This is a genomic window from Clostridium sp. (assembly GCF_036646415.1).
Classification (GTDB): domain Bacteria; phylum Bacillota; class Clostridia; order Clostridiales; family Clostridiaceae; genus Clostridium_J.
The window spans coordinates 1-20,839 of the sequence record NZ_JAVXMF010000002.1 but is presented as its reverse complement, the minus strand read 5'-3'; the positions used below and the strand labels follow the sequence as shown (position 1 = coordinate 20,839).

16 protein-coding genes are annotated in these 20,839 nt (G+C 30.6%); 12 read left to right on the top strand and 4 right to left on the bottom strand.

What is annotated here, in order from left to right; all coding sequences use genetic code 11:
* Positions 1-53 precede the first annotated feature (53 nt).
* The 4 genes from RSD37_RS01390 (at position 54) to RSD37_RS01375 (ending at position 5,013) form a co-directional block, all read left to right on the top strand.
* Entirely contained in the window at positions 54-1,271 is a 1,218-nt protein-coding gene (locus RSD37_RS01390) for an NAD(P)/FAD-dependent oxidoreductase (protein ID WP_346944906.1), read from the top strand.
* 27 nt (positions 1,272-1,298) lie between these two features.
* A complete protein-coding gene (gene cmk, locus RSD37_RS01385) occupies positions 1,299-1,946 on the top strand; it encodes a (d)CMP kinase (RefSeq protein WP_346944905.1) in 648 nt (215 codons plus the stop codon).
* Positions 1,947-2,042: 96 nt separating this feature from the next.
* Entirely contained in the window at positions 2,043-3,965 is a 1,923-nt protein-coding gene (locus RSD37_RS01380) for a bifunctional 4-hydroxy-3-methylbut-2-enyl diphosphate reductase/30S ribosomal protein S1 (protein WP_346944904.1), read from the top strand.
* 181 nt (positions 3,966-4,146) lie between these two features.
* On the top strand, positions 4,147-5,013 hold the full coding sequence (locus RSD37_RS01375) for a GNAT family N-acetyltransferase (protein WP_346944903.1): 867 nt from the start codon (positions 4,147-4,149) through the stop codon (positions 5,011-5,013).
* 81 nt (positions 5,014-5,094) lie between these two features.
* On the opposite strand, the gene RSD37_RS01370 is transcribed toward RSD37_RS01375, so the two are convergent.
* Positions 5,095-6,291 carry a pyridoxal phosphate-dependent aminotransferase gene (locus RSD37_RS01370; RefSeq protein ID WP_346944902.1) on the bottom strand — a complete coding sequence of 399 codons (1,197 nt, stop codon included), beginning with the start codon at positions 6,289-6,291 and terminating at the stop codon, positions 5,095-5,097.
* Positions 6,292-6,373: 82 nt separating this feature from the next.
* Positions 6,374-7,564, bottom strand: coding sequence for a PLP-dependent aminotransferase family protein (locus RSD37_RS01365; protein WP_346944901.1), 1,191 nt, complete (start codon positions 7,562-7,564; stop codon positions 6,374-6,376).
* Between the two features lie 378 nt (positions 7,565-7,942).
* Between RSD37_RS01365 and RSD37_RS01360 the strand changes: the two genes are divergently transcribed.
* The 6 genes from RSD37_RS01360 (at position 7,943) to RSD37_RS01335 (ending at position 14,854) form a co-directional block, all read left to right on the top strand.
* Positions 7,943-9,238 carry a uracil-xanthine permease family protein gene (locus RSD37_RS01360; protein WP_346944900.1) on the top strand — a complete coding sequence of 432 codons (1,296 nt, stop codon included), beginning with the start codon at positions 7,943-7,945 and terminating at the stop codon, positions 9,236-9,238.
* Between the two features lie 110 nt (positions 9,239-9,348).
* Positions 9,349-10,368: a molybdopterin-binding protein gene (locus RSD37_RS01355; RefSeq protein WP_346944899.1), complete on the top strand. Its 1,020-nt coding sequence runs from the start codon at positions 9,349-9,351 to the stop codon at positions 10,366-10,368.
* Positions 10,369-10,383: 15 nt separating this feature from the next.
* A complete protein-coding gene (locus tag RSD37_RS01350; protein ID WP_346944898.1) occupies positions 10,384-11,190 on the top strand; it encodes an XdhC family protein in 807 nt (268 codons plus the stop codon).
* A 162-nt stretch (positions 11,191-11,352) separates the two neighbouring features.
* The gene (locus RSD37_RS01345) at positions 11,353-12,129 is read left to right on the top strand and encodes a DUF975 family protein (protein WP_346944897.1); all 777 of its coding nucleotides are present in this window, start codon (positions 11,353-11,355) and stop codon (positions 12,127-12,129) included.
* Between the two features lie 148 nt (positions 12,130-12,277).
* On the top strand, positions 12,278-13,396 hold the full coding sequence (locus RSD37_RS01340; protein ID WP_346944896.1) for an alanine dehydrogenase: 1,119 nt from the start codon (positions 12,278-12,280) through the stop codon (positions 13,394-13,396).
* A gap of 423 nt (positions 13,397-13,819) precedes the next feature.
* Positions 13,820-14,854, top strand: a complete 1,035-nt coding sequence (locus tag RSD37_RS01335; protein WP_346944895.1) for a pyruvate kinase — start codon at positions 13,820-13,822, stop codon at positions 14,852-14,854.
* Positions 14,855-14,918: 64 nt separating this feature from the next.
* Here RSD37_RS01335 and carB read toward each other — a convergent pair whose 3' ends face one another.
* Both carB and RSD37_RS01325 read right to left on the bottom strand, forming a co-directional pair.
* Entirely contained in the window at positions 14,919-18,125 is a 3,207-nt protein-coding gene (gene carB, locus RSD37_RS01330; protein ID WP_346944894.1) for a carbamoyl-phosphate synthase large subunit, read from the bottom strand.
* A gap of 47 nt (positions 18,126-18,172) precedes the next feature.
* Complete coding sequence (locus RSD37_RS01325) at positions 18,173-19,222, bottom strand: carbamoyl phosphate synthase small subunit (RefSeq protein WP_346945139.1); 1,050 nt, start codon at positions 19,220-19,222, stop codon at positions 18,173-18,175.
* Between the two features lie 406 nt (positions 19,223-19,628).
* Here RSD37_RS01325 and RSD37_RS01320 point away from each other — a divergent pair, with 406 nt between their 5' ends.
* Entirely contained in the window at positions 19,629-19,826 is a 198-nt protein-coding gene (locus RSD37_RS01320) for a hypothetical protein (RefSeq protein ID WP_346945148.1), read from the top strand.
* Positions 19,827-20,148: 322 nt separating this feature from the next.
* Positions 20,149-20,839, top strand: a 691-nt coding sequence (locus tag RSD37_RS01315; RefSeq protein ID WP_346944893.1) for an RHS repeat domain-containing protein, incomplete at its 3' end; no start/stop codon positions are given.

Genomic DNA, 20,839 nt, shown 5'->3' with positions numbered 1-20,839 from the left:
TTATAGTATAGAGATATTTTTATAATGCAAAATAAGACACAGGTGGTGATTTTTTGGCAAAGGTAGTAGTTATAGGTGGAGGGCCTGGTGGAATGATGGCTGCAATAACAGCTAGCGAAAAAAACCAGGTCATATTACTAGAAAAGAATAATAAGCTTGGCAAAAAATTATTCATTACTGGTAAAGGTCGATGTAATGTTACTAATGGAAAAGATATTAGTGAATTTTTTGAGTATATACCAACTAACCCTTATTTTTTATATAGTTCACTTTACAGCTTTACAAATGAAGATGCCATTAAGTTTTTTAATGAACGTGGAGTAAAACTTAAGATTGAAAGAGGAGACAGAGTTTTCCCAGAGTCAGATAAATCTTCTGATATTATAAGAGCTTTTGAAAATGACATAAGAGAAAAAGATATAGAAGTAAGGTTAGGGGTTGCAGTTAAAGAGATAAAGTCACATGACAATAGAATAACTTCTATACTTCTTGAAAATGGTGAATTTATAAGTTGTGATTATGTAATATTGGCTACAGGTGGTGCTTCTTATCCTCAAACAGGCTCTAATGGTGATGGTTTTAGATTTAGTAAGAAGTTAGGTCATAATATTGTAGAGATTAAGCCTTCCTTGGTTCCTTTAGAAATTATAGAACCATGGGTAACTGACATCCAAGGTCTATCTTTAAGAAATATACAGTTAACCGTTAGGAATAAATCTGGTAAGATAGTATTTAAAGAACAGGGAGAAATGTTATTCACTCACTTTGGGATATCTGGACCTTTAGTGCTTAGTGCCAGCAGTATTATAATGCCTAGAAATAAGTATACTGTGGAATTAAATCTTAAACCTGCACTTAGTGACAAAGAATTGGACTTACGAATACAAAAGGATTTTTTAAAGTATAATAATAAGGATTTTAAAAATGCCTTAGATGACTTATTTCCCCAAAAATTAATACCTATTATGGTTAAGCTAAGTGGAATTTCAGAAGATCAAAAGGTAAATACTATAACTAAAGATCAACGTAAGAATTTTGTTAATCTCATTTCTAATTTCACATTAAATGTAAAAGGACTAAGGCCAGTATCAGAGGCTATAATTACTTCAGGTGGAATAGATACTAAAGAGATAGATCCGTCAACAATGAAATCAAAGCTCATTGAAAATCTTAGCTTTGCCGGTGAAGTTATAGATGTAGATGCATACACAGGTGGGTATAATGTTCAAATAGCCCTATCCACTGGATTTATAGCTGGAAGTAAGCTGTAAAATATAATTTAAACAAGGGGTGATACTATGCAAACATCAATAGCGATTGATGGTCCTGCAGGGGCTGGTAAAAGCACTATTGCAAAATTATTAGGTGAAAAATATAAATTGATGTATATAAATACAGGTTCAATGTATAGAGCAGTTACTTTATTTGCTATGAAAAAAGGAATTGATTCAACTGAAGTGGATAAATTATGCAATCTTATTGAAACGTTAAATATGCATTTTCATAATGATAATTTGATAGTGAATGGAGTTGATGTCACTAAGAATTTAACTGATATTGAAGTTACAAATAATGTTTCTAAATATGCATCTGTACTAGAAGTAAGGCGAAATTTAGTTCGCATGCAGCAGGAAATAGCTAAAGATTATGATGTAATTATGGATGGTAGAGATATTGGTACAGTTGTACTTGAAAATGCAACTTTGAAGATATTTTTAACTGCAAGAGCAGAAGAAAGAGCTAAACGTAGATATGATGAGCTTATAGCTAAGAATATAAAAGTAGATTATAATAATATATTAGAAGATATAAAGAAAAGAGACTACATAGATTCACATAGGGAAATTGACCCATTAAGGAAAGCTGATGATGCAATTGAGATAGATTCTTCTTTAATGAATATAGAAGAAGTTGTAGAAGAAATATCTAAGTATATTAAAAAATAAAAGTAATAATTTAAAGATTTTTCTCTATTAGTTAAATAATAGCTAGGTTTTTGAAATGAAATATTGTATAGTTAATAGTGAGACAGAGGTGATATTATGCCAGAGGTAATTCTTGCAGATAAGGCAGGATTTTGTTTTGGAGTTAGAAGGGCAGTCGATGAAACTATAAGACTAAGAGAAAAGTACAATAAACCGATATATACATTAGGACCTTTGATACATAATAGCGATGTAGTTAAGAACTTAGAAGAAAAGGGCATACATGCAATTGAAATTGAAGAAGCATATAATCTTCAACCACAAGAAATCGTTGTAATACGTTCTCATGGAGTAGGAAAAAATGTACTTGAACATTTATGTTCAAATAGTGTTATAATAGAAAATGGAACTTGTCCTTACGTTAAAAATATACAACAAAAGGTTGAGGAGTATTATAACAGAGGATATAATATAATTATTGTTGGGGATGAAAATCATCCAGAAGTTATAGGCATAAATGGTTGGTGTAATAACTCAGCAATTATATCTAAAAATGGAGAAAATATAAAAATAGTTCGTGGTAAAGTATGTGTGGTTTCGCAGACTACAGAAACACAAAGCAATTGGGAAAAGGTTCTAAATAAAGTTGTTTCTATTGCTAAAGAGATTGTAGCCTTTAATACTATTTGTAATGCCACAGAGGAAAGACAGGCGTCTGCTGACAAGATTTCAAAGGAAGTTGACCTAATGTTGGTTTTAGGTGGATATAATAGTTCAAATACCACAAAACTTTACGAGATTTGCAAAACAAATTGTAAAAATACTTATCATGCTGAAAAAGTAGATTCAACATTTTTATGTATGTTAGGAAAAGAAAATATAAATAAAATAGGAATTACTGCTGGAGCCTCAACTCCAGAGTATATAATTGAGGAGGCTATTAATAAAATGAAAAAACAAAACGATATAAGCAAAGAGGATATGGACCTTTATGATAAATATTCTAACGACACTAGTAACATATCAGTAGGTGGAATATTAGAAGGTGAAGTATTTAAAGTTAATGCAAAAGAAGCTTACTTAACAATAGGAGCAAAAACAGAAGCTATAATGACTGTTGAAGAATATTCAAGAGATGTAAAAACTCCTTTAAATGAGCAAATTAATGTTGGAGATATTATTAAAGCAAAAGTAATTAATAGAAAAAATACTGATGGTTTAGTTGTATTATCTAGAGTCGAAATATTAAGAGTAGAACAACAACAAGAACTTAAAGCTGCATTTGATAATGGAGATGTGATAAAAGTAGAAGTTAAACAAGAAGTAAAAGGTGGACTTGTAGCACTATTTAAGGGCGAAAGAGTATTCATACCTGCATCTCATATTGAACTAAATAGAGTAAATGATTTAGCTAAATATATAGGTGAAACTTTAGAAGTTAAAATCATTGAATTTGCAAGAGAGAGAAATAGAGTGAAAATAGTTGGTTCAAGAAGAGAAATACTAGCTAAAGATAATGAAGCTAAAAAGGAAGCTACATGGACTTCTTTAGAAAAAGGCAACGTTGTAGAGGGTGTAGTTAAAAGAATAGCTGCATTTGGAGCTTTCGTTGAAGTGGGCGGAATTGATGGTTTACTTCACAGTTCTGAAATGTCTTGGAACAAAGTTAACAATCCATCTAAACTTTTCAAAGTTGGAGATGTTGTTAAAGCGATAGTTCTAGAATCAGATAAAGAAAATAATAAACTTGGATTAAGTGTTAAAATGTTAAATGAAGATCCATGGAACAATATAGTAGATAAATATCCAGTAGGAAATGTTGTTGTAGGAAAAGTAGTAAGATTTGCACCTTTTGGAGCTTTTGTTGAGTTAGAGGCTGGAATCGATGGTCTTGTTCATATATCTCAAATTACTAAAGAGAGAGTTGAAAAAATAGAAAATGTTCTAACAGTAGGAGAAACAGTTAAAGCTGTTATAACTCAAGTTGATGGAGATAGCAGAAAAATAGGTCTTAGCATCAAAGAAGTAGACGCAGAGTAAAATTTATTAAGGTATATTCTATAAATTAAGTTATAGAATATACCTTATTTTTTATACTTATGAATATAATTCTTTAAAATATAATTTAAAAAAATACTTACACAAATATATAAAAAATGGTTATAATATGTAATTTTAGATTATAATATATATAGATTCAAGAGTAAAGGTAGATGGATTTATGTATAAATTGGAGACTTTAAATAATTCAAATTTAAATTTAATACACAATTTCAATATAACTAATGAGTATAAGGAAGAACTTATAGAGATATGTAATAACAAAAATATATTTAAAAAACTCTTATTTGGTAAGAATATTAAGTTTATTAAATTATATGATAAATACATTGGCTTTATGTGGTTTACTAAATTACAACATCAATCATATAAGATTCATTGTATAAAAATAATTTCTGAATATAGCACTATAGAGTATTATAAAGAGTTATTTAAGTTTTTTAATGATTATGATTCAATAGCTATAAGTGATAATAATAACCTTGATAAGAATTTGCTAGTAAATTTAGGGTTTGTTGTAGAAAAAACTATAGCTGAAATGAAAAATAATATAGATGTAGTAAAAGAGGTAGTTGATGATGGAGGGATTTCTTTTTCTACATTTACAGAAGGAAAGGATGAAGGGTATAGGTGTTCAATTCAAAATTTAGTGTTTGACTCTATTAATAGGCAAGAAATTAATGAAGAGGATATAATATATGAAAAATATCAAAAACATTATATTCCTGAGGGATGCATTTTTATTAAGTATTACCACATACCTGTAGGTTATGGCCAACTTATAAAGAAAGATAATAAAATATATATAGCTAATTTTGGTATATTACCTCAATATAGACGTAGAGGATATGGAAAGCTGTTACTTAGACACATGTTAAATATTGCTTGCAGTTTGGGATTTAATGAAATCTATCTCAAATGTGATAGTAACAATGTTAATGCAGTAAAATTATATAAATCAGAAGGATTTAATAGTTTAGAAACATGTTATGAGTACAAAAGAAGCAAATTAAATATTAATTGTTGACTTCTTATAAAAAGTTATACTATTTCTATAAATAAAGAAAAAGAAATTAAGGCGATTACCTTAATTTCTATTTCTTTATAATTATTTTTCAATTGTAATATACTGAGCTAAACCTCTTTCTAGAATATTCATAGCATCTTCGAGAGCTTCAGTATTTAAGCAGTATGATAATCTTATTTCATCAAGTCCAAGTCCTTCAGTGGCATAAAAACCTTCTGCAGGAGCCATCATAACAGTTTTGTTATTATAGTTATAATCTGTTAACATCCATTTTGCAAAATGTTCTCCACTTTTTATTGGTAGCTTTGCTATTATATAAAATGCACCTGTTGGCTTCTTACAAATAACCCCTGGCATCTTTGAAAGTTTATCAAACATAATATTTCTTCGATCTTCATATTCTTTTTTTACATTAACAAAATATTCTTTAGGAGTATTGATTAAATTTGCTGCAGCTAATTGCTCTATAGTAGGAACACAGAGTCTAACTTGACACATCTTCATAATTTGACTAATTAGCTCCTTATTCTTAGATGCAACTAATCCAATTCTAGCACCACAAGCACTGTAGCGTTTAGATATACTATCAATAAGTATTACTCTATCTTCAATATCTTCCATGTAAAGTGCGGAAGTATATTTTAAATCATCGTATACAAATTCTCTATAAACCTCATCTGCAATAAAGAATATATTGTGTTCCTTGCATATATCCGCAAGCATTCTGATCTCTTTTTCTGTATACACAACTCCTGTAGGATTTCCAGGGTTTGAAACCATGATTGCTTTTGTTTTAGGTGTTATTTTAGAGGTTATAACTTCTTTTGAAGGTAAATGAAACCCATCTTCTGCCTTAGTTATAAATGGAACTACTCTTACACCTGCTCCTTGAGCAAAACCTGTATAGTTTGTATAAAAAGGTTCTGGAATTATTACTTCATCATCTACATCACATATAGTTGTTAGTGCTAAAGAAATAGCCTCAGATCCTCCATTAGTAACAAGAATTTCATCTTTGTCAAAATCAATATTCCACTCTTTATAATATTTAATGAAGCTGTCTATTGCTTCATTTATACCTTGAGATTGTGCATACTTAAGCACTTTTTCACTATAGCCGTTTATTCCCTCTAAGAATTCTTTTGGAGTTTCTATGTCTGGTTGACCAATATTAAGATGATATATTTTTATTCCTTTACTCACAGCTTCTGCTCCGTATGGTGCAAGTTTGCGAATGGGTGAGTATCCCATTGCTAGTATTCTTTTTGAAAATTCCATTGTAAATCCTCCTAAATTAAGTGAAATTTATTTGTTTATGAATTTCTTATAATAATATTTGCAATAGAACATGAAGATACTTTTATTGCATATAATATTTATGAAGAACTTTACCTAATCTCTTAATACCTTCTACAATCTTATCTTCCGGCATATTAGAGTAGTTTAATCTAAAGAAATTTTTTCTTCCTCCATTAGCAAAGAAAGAGCTTCCTGGTACATAGGCAACATTCTCTTTAAGCGCATCTTCCATTATAACAGCTGCATCTAAATCTTCCCTTAGTTCAACCCAAGTAAACAACCCACCAGATGGATAAGTATATTTAACACCTTCAGGGAAACATTCTTTCATAGTATTTAACATTAAATCTCGTCTTATTCTATAGATTTTAATTATACTACTTATATGTTCATCTAGACTATAAGTTTTCATAAATTCTGATGTAACAACTTGAGAAAGCGTATTACATTGTAGGTCAGCACCTTGTTTAATTAATATATATTTTTGAATTATTTCTTTTTCTGCTAAAATCCAACCAAGTCTTAACCCGGGACAGAATGTTTTGGAAAAGGTACCTAAATTAATTACATATCCTGCTTCATCAAAGGATTTAATTGAAGGTAGTTTTTCACCTTCAAATCTTAATTCTCCATAAGGACTATCCTCAATAACAGGAATTTCATACTTAGCAGCTAATTTTGCTATACGCTTTCTTCTTTCAAGGTTCATAGTTATTCCACTTGGATTTTGAAAGTCAGGGATAGTATAGATCATTTTTATATTTTTATCATATTCTAATGCTTTTTCTAACTCGTCAACAATCATTCCATTTTCATCCATAGGTATTTCTAAAAACTTAGGACGATAGGCTGCAAAAGCATTTATTGCTCCTAAATAGCTTGGACTTTCACAAACAATAGTGTCACCTTCGTTTATGAAAAGCTTTGCAGAAAACTCTAAACCTTGCTGAGATCCATTAGTTAACATTATATTAGATATATCGCATTTTACTCCAGTAGGTGCAACTCTTTCTTTTACAATAATTTCTCTAAGTGGAATATATCCATCAGTAGAAGCATATTGAAGAGCCATTTGTCCCTTTTCTTGTATTACTTTTGTCATTACTTCATTTATTTTTTCTAAAGGGAAAAGTTCAGGCGCTGGTAATCCTCCAGCAAAAGAAATAATCTCTGGTTTTTCAGTTAGTTTTAAAAGTTCTCTGATTTCAGAAGCTTTTAGATTTGACGTTCTGTTTGCGTAACATGCATTCATACATACACCCCCATAATTAATTAAATAAAAATAGCCATAATTATTTACCCTATGTACTATGTTTTTATTATAACCTATTTACAAATTTTTTCAAGATGTTCTACTAAAGTGTGAAATTTGATGTTATAAAAAAACTGTTGCTATTAATAACAATTAATAGTATAATTACATTAATAAAATATTTCTTTAAATCAGTCCAGAGAGACTGACAAGAAGTTACATATATATTATAGTAATATAATATGACTTTGTGTATCTATAACTTCTTGCATTTATGTAAGAAGTTTTTTATTTTATATACCTTTTAATCAGTACTGAGAGACTGAAAGGGGAGAAAGAAATTTCTCCTGATATTGTCAATATTAAGGAGGATGTTATATGTCAGAAATATCATTTACTAAAGAAAGAAAAAATGCTTTAAGCAAAAGATCAGTAAAAGAACAGTTAATAAGAATGGTGCTTGCGATGCAACACTTGATTGCTATGTTTGGAGCAACAGTTCTTGTTCCTGTACTTACAGGGCTTGATCCATCTGTAGCACTTATAGCAGCAGGATGTGGTACTCTTATATTTCATCTGTGCACAAAAGGAAAAGTTCCAGTGTTTCTTGGATCATCATTTGCATTCATACCTGTTATAATATCAGCAGCGGAACTTAATGGTGGAGATTTAGCCTATGCACAGGGGGGACTTTTAGTTGCAGGACTTATTTATGTGTTTATATCTTTTATAGTTAAAAAAATAGGAGTTTCAACTATAAAAAAATATTTACCGGCTCAAGTAGTAGGACCAATGATAATAGTTATCGGATTAAATCTCGTTCCTACTGCAATTGGTATGGCTAGTGATAACTTTTTAATTGCAGGAATAACTTTAGCCATAGCCCTTTCAATAAACTTCTTTGGAAAAGGGTTTTCAAAGCAACTTGCTATATTAATTGCTGTATCTACAGGATATGTAGTTTGTTTAGTAATAGGTATGGTAGATACGAGTACGATAAAAGATGCAACACTATTGGCAATTCCAAACTTTACATTACCAAAATTTGATACTGCATCTATATTGATAATAGTACCAGTAGTACTAGCTGTACTAATGGAGCATGTAGGTGATATGATTACAAATGGCCAAGTTGTAGGCAAGAATTTTATTGAAGATCCAGGTCTTAATAGAACTTTACTTGGAGATGGACTTGCAACTATGTTTTCTTCATTTATCGGTGGGCCAGCAAATACAACTTATGGAGAGAATACTGGTGTTTTAGCAATAACTAAAAATTATGATCCATCAATCATAAGAATAACAGCAATATTTGCAATTATATTAGGATTTGTTGCAAAATTAGGTGGATTACTTTTATCTATACCTAACTCGGTTATGGGTGGTATAAGTATCATGCTATTTGGAATGATTTCATTAATAGGATTCAAAACACTTAAAAGTGGAAAAGTAAACTTTAATTGGAAAAACATATGTATTGTAGTAGTAATAATTCTAATCGGGATTGGTACTACAAACTTAGAAAAATATACAGGGATATCTTTAGGAATTCCTATAGGAGAATCTGTTAATATAACTGGAGTAAGTCTTGCTGCACTTCTAGGAGTTATCTTAAATATAATATTTAACTTCAAAGATATAAAAGAAAAAAATCAAGAGAAGAATGTAGCTTAAATTGTTGATCACATAATGTTAGTACCACCTATTACAATGATTTTGTAATAGGTGGTACTATTTTACATAAGATGGTATAATCTAATGTAAAATAACATGGGGGTGTTTTAATGAAAAGTATAAAAGTGGAAGATGCTCTAGGAATGGTAGTTGCTCATGATTTAACAAAGATAGTTCCTAAGGAGTTTAAGGGGGCACGTTTCAAAAAGGGGCATATAATTAAAGCCGAAGACATAGTAGAAATGAAAGCTATGGGTAAAAATCATATTTATGTTTTGGAAATGAATTCTGAAAGTCTACATGAGGATGATGCAGCAAAAGAAATTGTACAAGCAGTACAAGGATTGAACACTTTCTTTAAAGCGCCCAATGAGGGAAAGATTAATCTTTTAGCATCAGAGACTGGTCTTTTGAAGATAAACTTAGAATTATTATACGAGATTAATAGTATAAAGGATATAGTTGTTAGTACACTTCATAATAACACAGTAGTAAAAAGAGGAGATATAGTTGCTGCTATAAAGGTAACACCACTGGTTATAGAAAAGAAATATATCCAAGAAGTAAAAGATATACTTATTAATAAATCAGGAATTATTAATATAAAACCTTTTGTGGAAAAGAGTGTAGGAATTGTAATTACGGGGACTGAGGTTTATGAGGGTGTTATAACAGATAAATTTGCACCTTTAATTAAAAATAAAGTAACAAATTATGGAGCTAGTGTTGAGGGGATAACATTTGTACCTGATAATTTAGATAAAATAACTGCGGCAATAGAAGTATTTAATTCTAGGGGATGTGATTTGATAATATGTAGTGGAGGTATGTCGGTGGATGCAGATGATGTTACACCAATTGCTATTGAGCAGGTTTCTTCTGAAGTTGTAACCTATGGATCACCAGTTATACCAGGAGCTATGTTTATGCTAGCATATAATAACAATATACCTATAATAGGAGTTCCCGCTTGTGGCATGTTTTTTAATATAACCGTATTTGATGCTTTGCTCCCTAGAATAATGGCAGATGATAAAATTACGAGAAGAGAAATTAGTGAAATGTCTCATGGTGGATTATGCTTAAGATGTGATATTTGTCATTATCCGGTTTGTCCATTTTGTAAATAGGAGGTATTAATTCATATGAAATATACACTTTTAGAAGAAATAAGCAATGAAGTGAAAAGAGGTAAGGAAGTGGCTCTTTCGATTATTACAAAGGCGTGTGGGTCTTCGCCTCGAGGCGAAGGAACTATGATGGGTGTTCTAAGTGACGGAACTATTTTAGGGACTATTGGTGGTGGTGCTCTTGAAAATGCGATTAAAGTAGAAAGTATTAAATGTATTAAGTCAAAAAAGAGTGGAAGATTCAATTTTAACTTAAGTAAATCTGATAAAGATTTAGGGATGACTTGTGGTGGTGATGTGGAGGTATATATAAAAGTTTTAACACCAAAAAATAAACTTCTTATAGTTGGAGGAGGTCATATAGCTCTGCCATTACATCATATAGCCCATACATTATTATATGATGTGGTGGTTTTTGAAGATAGGGAAGATTATTGTAATAATAATAGATTTAAGGTTGCCAGTGAACTTATTGTGGGAGATATAAAAGAAAACCTTGAAAAGTATCCAATAAATAATCAGTGTAGTGTAGTAATTGTAACAAGAGGTCATGTTCATGATGAGATTGCTTTAAAGGCAGTTTTAATGACAGCTGCTAATTATATTGGTATGATTGGTAGTAAAACAAAGATTAATAGTCTTATGAACAAGCTTATAGATGAAGGATATAGTAAGGAAATCTTAGATAAGGTTTATTCACCAATAGGTATAGATTTAGGGGGAGAAACACCAGAAGATATAGCTTTAGGTATTATGGCTGAAATTTCACTACTAAATAATCATGGACAATTAAAACATAAAAAGTATGTTGAAAAAATATAATATCATTTAACACAACTCATTATCAGAATTTTAGGAATATAATAGCTGTAAAACTAATATTTATAGTAGTATAAGAGGAAAACTTATCCCAAAAGTTTAGTTAATTAATACTAAGGTTCTAGCTAGTGATATTTATTTATCAAAAATTGAAGGAGGAATGAAATGATTAATCGAAAGTCTTTAAAAAAACTATCAAAAGAACAACTTAGGGGACAGTGGACTACACCTGTACTTATAACATTATTTGTTGTAATAGTTCAAATAATACTTGTGTTTATCAATTTCAAGATTAATGAAGATTTATCTAGAAATTTTTTGTCTACTATTATAAATACCTTTATAGCATTTAGTATTTCTATTATGATAAACTCATTTTATCTTAAACTCTCAAGAGGCACAAAAGTTAGTTTTTCTGATGTTTTTGTGAGCGGTAAAACTTATTCAAAGGGATTAGGGATTCAACTTTTAATGGAAATTTTAATGTTACCTGTTGCCATTATTTGCGGTATAATTATAGCAGTAATTGGGATTAAATATTTGAATTCTATAATCTACAGTGGGTTGTTTAATGCCACTAATCCATCTCTTACATCCTTTTATATCGTAATGTCTATAATAACATTAATAATATTTATTCCAATCATAATTTTAAGTCTATATTTTTTCCCAGCTCTAATACTTATATGTGAAAATAACAATAGAGGCATATGGGAAAGTATTAAATATAGCTTCAAACTAATGAATGGTAATGTATGGAGTTTATTTGTGTTGCATCTTAGTTTTATTGGATGGAGTTTATTATGCATTCTTTCCTTAGGCATAGGATTTCTATGGCTTATACCATATATAAACACAACACTTTTAAATTTTTACAATGCTATAATAGATAATTCTATTAATAATAACACTAACTATAATGACATTACATCATTAACCTAAGGAACTATATTCCAATTTCTTAATCTAAGCTTAAAGTAAGATTACTTTAAGCTTTTTAAACAATACCTAGGATTTTTTAAATCACTTTTATTAATATTTAAGGGGTTAAGTTGTCAATTAATTAAATAAATTATTTAGGAGGTAGTATATGATTATAGGTATTCCAAAGGAGATAAAAACTAGTGAATATACTGTAGCTATTTCACCATCGGGAGTTGCTGAATTTGTAAGTAATGGACACGTAGTACTAATAGAGGAGAGTGCAGGAGTAGGAAGTGGATTTTATGATGAGGAGTATGTAGCTAATGGAGCTATAATAACAGATAAAACTACAGTGTATAATGGATCTGATATGGTTTTCAAAGTAAAGGAACTACTGCCATCTGAGTTTGAATACTTAAGAGAAGGGTTAATAATTATGACATACTTTCATTCAAATGCTTATAGAGATGAAACAGATGCTTGCCTAAATAAGAAAATTATTGGAATAGCTTGCGAAGATGTTCAAGATAAATACGGCAATTTCCCATTATTAAGGCCAATGAGTGAGATTGGTGGTAAGGGTGGATTTATTGCCGCATGTAACTATAGTCAAAAGATAAATCAAGGTAGTGGAAAGATGTTGGCAAGAGTTAATGGAATTAAAACTCCACATATAACTATATTAGGAGCTGGATCTGCTGGCATAGGCGCTGCTGAACTTGCAGCTGGATTTGGGAATAGAGTAACTGTACTAGACATAGATTATGACATATTAGAAAATGCAAAGGGAAAATTGCCATTGAATGTAGAGTTTTTACACTCTAATCCTTCAACTATAAATGAAGTAATTAAAGATACAGACGTGTTAATGAACTGTGTGTCATGGCCTAAATGGAGAAAGGATCATATTATTACTAGAGATATGCTTAAAACTATGAAGAAGGATACAATTATAATTGATGTAGCTTGTGATATTGGTGGGGCAGTGGAAACTTGTCATGCAACAACTCATAATGAGCCTGTTTATTTTGAAGAGGAAATATTGCACTACTGTGTAGATAATATTCCATCGGCATATTCAAGAACTGCAACTTGTTCTATCTGCTCAGCTACAGTACCATATGCTTTAGAAATTGCAAACAAAGGTGCCAAGAAAGCTCTTGTAGAAAATCCGCACCTTAGAAAAGGACTTTGTTTTTATCTTGGAAGCTTAACTTTAGAGGAGACAGGCTTAAAACAAGACAGAAAATACATCACTCCAGAAGAAGCACTAGGCATAATTTAAAATTAGAAAACTACTGTTAATAGATAAATCTATTGCGGTAGTTTTTATTTTAGATTGTTAAGTTTAAGTACCTAAACCAATTAAGATTATCATATTAATATATTTAATGTAGTATGGTATCTTAACAAATAAGAATTTAGTTATATAATCATACTAAAATTGAAGAGGTTGAAATTAAAGATTATTCAGCAACCCTCTTGTTTGTTACTGTTAAAAATGATAGATTTATACTAAGACATATTAGGTATGAAAAGGGAATTAATAATTTCTTTTTGGTGTATAATGAATATAAGAAAAGAAAACTTAAAGGTTCATGTATAGCGACCCTAATGCATAATTAAATATATCTATAAAACAATAAATGTTAAAAACATTTAAGTAGATAATATACAGTTAAAGCAAATAAATGATTTAGGTGATGAAATGAAAGTAGTATGTTCAATAGGTCCAAATGTTAAGTCATTAAGTGACCTAGATAAATTCATAGATGCAGGAATGGATTCTATGAGATTAAATTTTTCTCATATTGAGTATGAGAAGGCCAAGGACCAAATCCAATATATGAAATATAAATATCCCAATATTACAATTATACAAGATTTACAAGGTAATAAGCTTAGAGTATCTTCTTTATTTAATGGGCAATTAAGAGTAAACTTTGGTGAGACAGTATACTTTTGTAGTGAAGATTTCTATAAAGAGAATGTTAGACATAGTACTAAACACATACTTATTCCCGTTGCATTTCAAGGTGAGTTTTCATGGCTGAATAAGGCTAAAACTATCTTAATGAAGGATGGAACCATGAAATTTAAGATTATTGGAAAGCTTAAAGATAAAGATGCTATAAAGGCAGAGGTTGTAATTGGTGGAATGGTCAGGGGAGAAAAAGGATTAAATGCTCCTGGTATGGATAGAACGGGTATGGGGCTAACTATGAAGGATAAAAAGGACATTGAGTTTGGCCTTTTAAATGGAGTAGACGTAATATGTCTTTCATATGTTACTAGGGAAACTGATATAATTGATTTAAAGGAATATATAGAGAAAGTTAATAAGTATAATCCTAATGTCAATATACCGAAAATTTGGGCTAAAATAGAGTGCAGAGAAGGAATTGATAACTTTGATGAGATTCTAAATAATGTTGATGGAGTAATGTTAGGTAGGGGAGATTTACTTTCAGAGATTGATATAATGGAAATTCCTTTTGTACAGGATGAAATTATAGAAAAGATGAAATTAAAGAAAAAAGAACTTATAATTGCAACTTATGTACTAGATTCTATGAGAAATTCATTTAATCCTAAAATTCCTGAAGCTGACGATATATATAACTTTATTAAAAACAAAGTTGACGGAGTTATGTTAGCAGGAGAGGTTGGAGTTGGAAGAAATCCAATTGAGGTTATAAAATTTGCTAAGGGAATTATAGAAAAATATAATTATCTTAATTAAGAAAAAGCAATAGATTGCATTAATCTATTGCTTTTTCTTATATCACAGTTTAAAGGTAAATAAACTATTTTCCAAGGTTAAATACATCTAAATCTTTAACTTTAAGTCCTCGCTTCATAACTGTTACCATAGCTCTTAGAGTATCTAGTGATGTCATAATAGATACCCCAGATTCAACAGCAGTTCTTCTTAACTTAAAGCCGTCACGTTGAGAATCGTTTCCTTTTGTTGGAGTGTTTACTATCAGGTTAATAGATTTACTTCTAATAGCATCAACTATATTAGGTTTATCTTCACCAATTTTATTAACTATTTCTGTTTCTATTCCTTCAGCTTTAAGCATTTTTGCAGTTCCCTTAGTAGCAACCATTTTACAGCCGAATAAGTTCATTTCTTTTGCTAAAATTAAAAATTCATCCTTATCACTACTGTTTATTGTAACTAATAGTTTATCTCCTGATTTAAGAATTGGTCTTTTAGCTGCAATAAAACCCTTCATCATAGCCTCGTCAAAAGTATGTCCTATTCCAAGTACTTCTCCTGTAGATCTCATTTCAGGCCCAAGACTTACCTCAACCTTTGGCAGTTTTTCAGTTGAAAATATAGGTACTTTTACAGTTACAAAGTTAGGTTCAGGACAAATTCCTTCTTCATAACCCATGTCTTTTAAGGATTCTCCAAGCATAGCACGAGTAGCTAAAGACACTATCGGAACATTAGTAACTTTTGTTATATATGGAACTGTACGAGAAGCTCTAGGGTTTACTTCTATAATATAGATTTCTCCTTCAAATTCAATGAATTGAATATTTATCATACCAATAACTTTAAGTTCTAAAGCAATTCTTCTTGTATACTCAAAAATAGTACGCTTAGATTTTTCTGATACATTTTGAGAAGGGTATATACTTATAGAATCTCCAGAGTGAACTCCAGCTCTCTCAAGGTGTTCCATTATACCAGGAACTAATATTTCCTTACCATCGCAAATTGCATCTACTTCTATTTCTTTACCAACTAAATATCTATCTATTAAAACTGGATTTTTACTATCTCTTTTAAATGCATTTTCTAGATATCTCTTAAGTTCTTTTTCTCTATAAGTAATTTCCATACCTTGACCACCAAGTACATAAGAAGGTCTTACAAGAACAGGGTATCCAAGCTTTTCAGCGCCAAGTATACCATCTTCAACATTCCATACAGCCATACCTTTAGGTCTATTGATATCAAGTTCCTCAAGCATTGCTTCAAATCTTTCTCTATCTTCAGCTCTATCAATACCATCTGCATCAGTACCTAGAATTTTAATACCATTTTCTCTTAGAAGTTTAGATAATTTTATTGCAGTTTGACCACCAAATTGCAGTATTACACCTTCTGGCTTTTCCTTATCTATGATGTTTAAAACATCCTCTTCGGTCAATGGCTCAAAGTACAGTTTATCAGATATATCAAAATCTGTAGATACAGTTTCAGGATTATTATTTACAATTATTGTTTCTATGCCTTTTTTCTTAAGAGCTCTAACTGCATGAACAGAGCAATAATCAAATTCTATTCCTTGTCCAATTCTGATAGGTCCTGAACCGATAACAATTACTTTTCTCTTATCTGATACTACAACTTCATCAAATTGTTCATAGGTAGAGTAATAGTATGCAGATATAGCATCAAATTCACCAGCACAAGTATCTACCATCTTATATGTTGGCATAATATTGTAAAGTTTTCTAAGAGTATATAATTCTACAGGACTGATATTCATTAAATCTGCAATACCTTTGTCAGAGAACCCTTTTTTCTTTAATAATTTAAGGTAGTCTCTATGAAGGTCGTCTACCTTAGCAGTTTTCAAGAATTCCTCTTGCTCTACTATCCACTTGAGCTTATTTATAAAGAAGGTATCTATTCCTGTAATTTCTGATAGTTTTTCAACAATATATTTTCTTCTAAGCATTTCAGCTAGGTCAAATATTCTCTCGTCATCAGGTACCATTACACTGCTTTTAAGTTCTGATAAAGTTTTTTCTTGAGATGGTTTATGATCTAGTACATACTTTCCGATTTCAAGGGATCTAATTCCTTTAAGAAAAGCAGCTTCGAAGTTTGAACCTATAGCCATAATTTCCCCAGTTGCCATCATTTTAGTTCCAAGAGCTTTAGTGGCACTTTTAAATTTATCAAAAGGCCATTTTGGAATTTTAACTACAACATAGTCAAGAGCTGGTTCAAAGGATGCCATAGTCTTGCCGGTAACTGAATTTACTATTTCATCTAAGGTATATCCAAGACCAATTTTAGCAGCAACCTTTGCTATAGGGTATCCTGTCGCCTTTGAAGCTAATGCAGAAGAACGAGAAACTCTAGGATTTATTTCAATTACAGCATAGTCGAAGCTATGAGGGTTTAGTGCAAATTGAACGTTACATCCACCTATAATTCCTACTTCATCTATAATCTTTAAAGCAGAAGTTCTAAGCATTTGATACTCTTTGTCTGATAAGGTTTGAGAAGGGGCTACAACTATAGAATCTCCAGTATGAACACCAACTGGATCTATGTTTTCCATATTACACACTGTAATGCAGTTTCCTTTAGAATCACGCATTACCTCGTATTCTACTTCCTTCCAACCTTTAATACTCTTCTCTAGAAGTACTTGATTTACTGGGCTAAGTGAAAGACCACTGTCTAATGTTTCAATAAGTGATTCTTCATCATCTGCAATACCACCACCAGTTCCACCTAGTGTATATGCTGGTCTTACAATAACAGGGTAACCAATTTTATTTGCAAACTTAATTCCAGATTCTATATCATTAATTATTTCTGATTCAATAACTGGTTCATTTATTCTTTCCATTAATGCCTTAAATAGGTCTCTATCTTCACCTTTTTTTATAGATTCTACAGAGGTCCCTATAATCTTAACACCATATTTTTCAAGAATACCTTTTTCCTCAAGTTCAATTGTTAGGTTTAGACCAGTTTGTCCACCCATTCCAGATAAAATACTATCTGGTTTATCCTTTATTATTATCTTCTCAATAAATTCTGTGGTTAGTGGCTCTATGTATATTTTATCTGCTACTTCTTTATCGGTCATTATAGTTGCTGGATTAGAATTTATTAATATAGTTTCTATTCCTTCCTCCATAAGTGCTCTACAAGCTTGTGTTCCTGAATAGTCAAATTCAGCAGATTGTCCTATTACGATTGGACCAGACCCTATTATTAATACCTTTTTTATGTCATTTCTTTTACTCATTAATTATTCCTCCTACATGAAAGCTCTCTGTCTTTCTTAATGTATTTTTATTTTATTAATTCTAAAAATTTATCAAATATAACCGCATTTTCTTTAGGACCAGGGGATGCCTCAGGATGATACTGAACACTTGCAATAGGTAGTGTTTTATGTCTCATACCCTCAAGCGTGCCATCATTAACACTAACATGAGTAACTTCCATATCAGATGGTAACTCACTTACGTAGTATCCATGATTTTGACTAGTTATATATACTTTATCACCTATTATATCTTTTACTGGGTGATTTGATCCTCTATGACCAAATTTAAGCTTGCCTGTTTTACCACCAAAAACCCATGCTAGAAGCTGATGTCCAAGACAAATTCCGCATACTGGCTTTTTATCAACCAGCTTTTTAATTTCCTCAATTATATTACCTAAAGTCATAGGATCTCCAGGTCCATTTGATAGAAAGATTAAATCAGGATTAGAAGCTAATACTTCTTCTGCCTTTGCTGTAGCTGGGAATACTGTTAGGTTACAGTTTCTTTCTTTAAAACTTCTCAGTATATTTGATTTAACACCGAAATCCATAACTGCAACTCTTGGACCAATTCCTTTAATTTCATAAACTTCTTTTGTAGATACTTGATATACTGCATAATCATTATGAAACTTTTCTAATCGGTCTTTAACATCATTTAAAGATAAATCTTTAATAGTTATAAATCCCTTCATTGAACCATGATTTCTTAGTATTTTTGTAAGCGCTCTTGTATCAATGCCTTCAAGGCCCATAATCTTATTCTCTAGTAGATAACCATCAAGTTCCATCTCACATCTAAAATTAGAAGGATTATTTGATTTTTCTTTTACTATAAATCCTTTAACCTTAGGTGATAAAGATTCTAAATCTTCTAGGTTAATTCCATAATTACCAACTAAGGGATAGGTCATAGTTACTATTTGACCATAATAAGATGGGTCTGTAAGCGTTTCTTGGTATCCTGTCATTGAAGTATTAAAAACCACTTCACCAACAGTATCCTCAATGTACCCAAAAGCATTGCCTTCAAATTCAATTCCATTTTCTAATATAAGTTTTGCCTTAATATTCTTTGTGTTCAAGAAAAACCCTCCAATCAAAATTATAAATTCATAACAAAAAGGATAATAAATAAAACAAACGAACTGTTGTTTTAATCATTATCCTATGGGTTTCTCTCTAAAATAATTATAGTTATAGCCATCATTAGCTCTCCCTTCTTGGCCTCTCTGGACCAACTTAAAAGTAGATTTGTTTATTTGATTCTATAAAAAAAATTCATAAATGTCAACATAAATCTACAATTATCTATGATAATCTTAATAAAAATATATAAATGAACTATTTATTATATTTTAAGTAAATAGAGATAATATAAGAATATATATACCTTTGTGAATTTTTACAAGCAAACTTAACGTTAATGAATAAATTTATTTTAATTACTAACAATAATTTCGGGAGGTGATATTAATGGGTGAAAATAATAAACTCAATAATAATAACGTCAATAACAATAATTTACAAAACTCTAATAGTAATGATTTCTATGGAATAAATGCAAAGGCTCTTGGTAATTATACAAGAAATGCCGTGAAAAACTTCGAAGAAAATATCGTAAGTGAGACAAATTATCTAGAAAAAGTAGATAAGAATTTAAATAATAAATAATTATAGAGTTATTCATGTACCAGTTGGAGTGATTTAAGTCACTTTAACTGGCTTTTTTATATTTCTTCAAAACTTAGAGTAATATACGTCAAATATATACGATCCAAAAGGAAATACAACTGGATATAAGCCGTATGGAGCTCCAAAGACTGGAGAAACATTCCTTATAAATGGTAACAGTACTGGAGATTTAGGAAGTAGATCTATTGGATTAGGAGCTACTCCAGTAAAAGATAGTAATGATAGATTATTAAAGGTTTCTAGTAATAGTGCAAGTTATAACTTTACTTATGATGGAAATGGAAATCAGAAATCTGTAAAAGTGGGAAGTAGCACACTTATAACTAATGACTACGATAATGTATCTGGAGTATTAAAAAATGCAATCTATGGTAATGGAAATACAGTAGCTTACACCTATGATAATTTAAACCGAGTAACTATGAAGAGGTTAGAAAGTAATATATCTGACTATGTAGATACAGGCACTCAAAATCCAGAGCCAGAGCCAGAACCTGAGCCTGAGCCTAATCCTGATCCGGAAAAACCACCAGTAGTAGATCCAAATCCAAAGCCAGACCCAGAAAAACCACCAATAATAACTGAACCACACCCAGAAAAGCCACCATTACCACCAAAAATAATTGATCCAGGACCAGTAAAACCAGGAATACCACTTGATCCAGTAGAACCACCAATAGAAGCCATGTCATTAGAATTAGAAAATGATGAACCAAGTAATAACAATATAGATGCTACGAGTAATAATTATACTAAGGAAATAGTATCAGCAAGATATGTATATGATAATGTGGGTAATTTAGCTAAATTAGTAGATTCAAGAAGTGGAATTACTCATAAATATACCTATGATTTATCAGATAGATTAGTGAAAACAGAGGATTCTAATGGGAACTGGTTTAAATATGATTATGATAAAACTAATAAAACCAGTAAGAAAGAAAACTATATAGCAGGCAAATCATATTCCACAAGCTTTGAGTTTGATAAAG

Coding starts and splice junctions, on each gene's coding strand:
- cmk (WP_346944905.1), top strand. CDS start 1,299: ATGCAAACATCAATAGCGATTGATGGTCCTGCAGGGGCTGGTAAAAGC.
- RSD37_RS01380 (WP_346944904.1), top strand. CDS start 2,043: ATGCCAGAGGTAATTCTTGCAGATAAGGCAGGATTTTGTTTTGGAGTT.
- RSD37_RS01375 (WP_346944903.1), top strand. CDS start 4,147: ATGTATAAATTGGAGACTTTAAATAATTCAAATTTAAATTTAATACAC.
- RSD37_RS01370 (WP_346944902.1), bottom strand. CDS start 6,291: ATGGAATTTTCAAAAAGAATACTAGCAATGGGATACTCACCCATTCGC.
- RSD37_RS01365 (WP_346944901.1), bottom strand. CDS start 7,564: ATGAATGCATGTTACGCAAACAGAACGTCAAATCTAAAAGCTTCTGAA.
- RSD37_RS01360 (WP_346944900.1), top strand. CDS start 7,943: ATGTCAGAAATATCATTTACTAAAGAAAGAAAAAATGCTTTAAGCAAA.
- RSD37_RS01355 (WP_346944899.1), top strand. CDS start 9,349: ATGAAAAGTATAAAAGTGGAAGATGCTCTAGGAATGGTAGTTGCTCAT.
- RSD37_RS01350 (WP_346944898.1), top strand. CDS start 10,384: ATGAAATATACACTTTTAGAAGAAATAAGCAATGAAGTGAAAAGAGGT.
- RSD37_RS01345 (WP_346944897.1), top strand. CDS start 11,353: ATGATTAATCGAAAGTCTTTAAAAAAACTATCAAAAGAACAACTTAGG.
- RSD37_RS01340 (WP_346944896.1), top strand. CDS start 12,278: ATGATTATAGGTATTCCAAAGGAGATAAAAACTAGTGAATATACTGTA.
- RSD37_RS01335 (WP_346944895.1), top strand. CDS start 13,820: ATGAAAGTAGTATGTTCAATAGGTCCAAATGTTAAGTCATTAAGTGAC.
- carB (WP_346944894.1), bottom strand. CDS start 18,125: ATGAGTAAAAGAAATGACATAAAAAAGGTATTAATAATAGGGTCTGGT.
- RSD37_RS01320 (WP_346945148.1), top strand. CDS start 19,629: ATGGGTGAAAATAATAAACTCAATAATAATAACGTCAATAACAATAAT.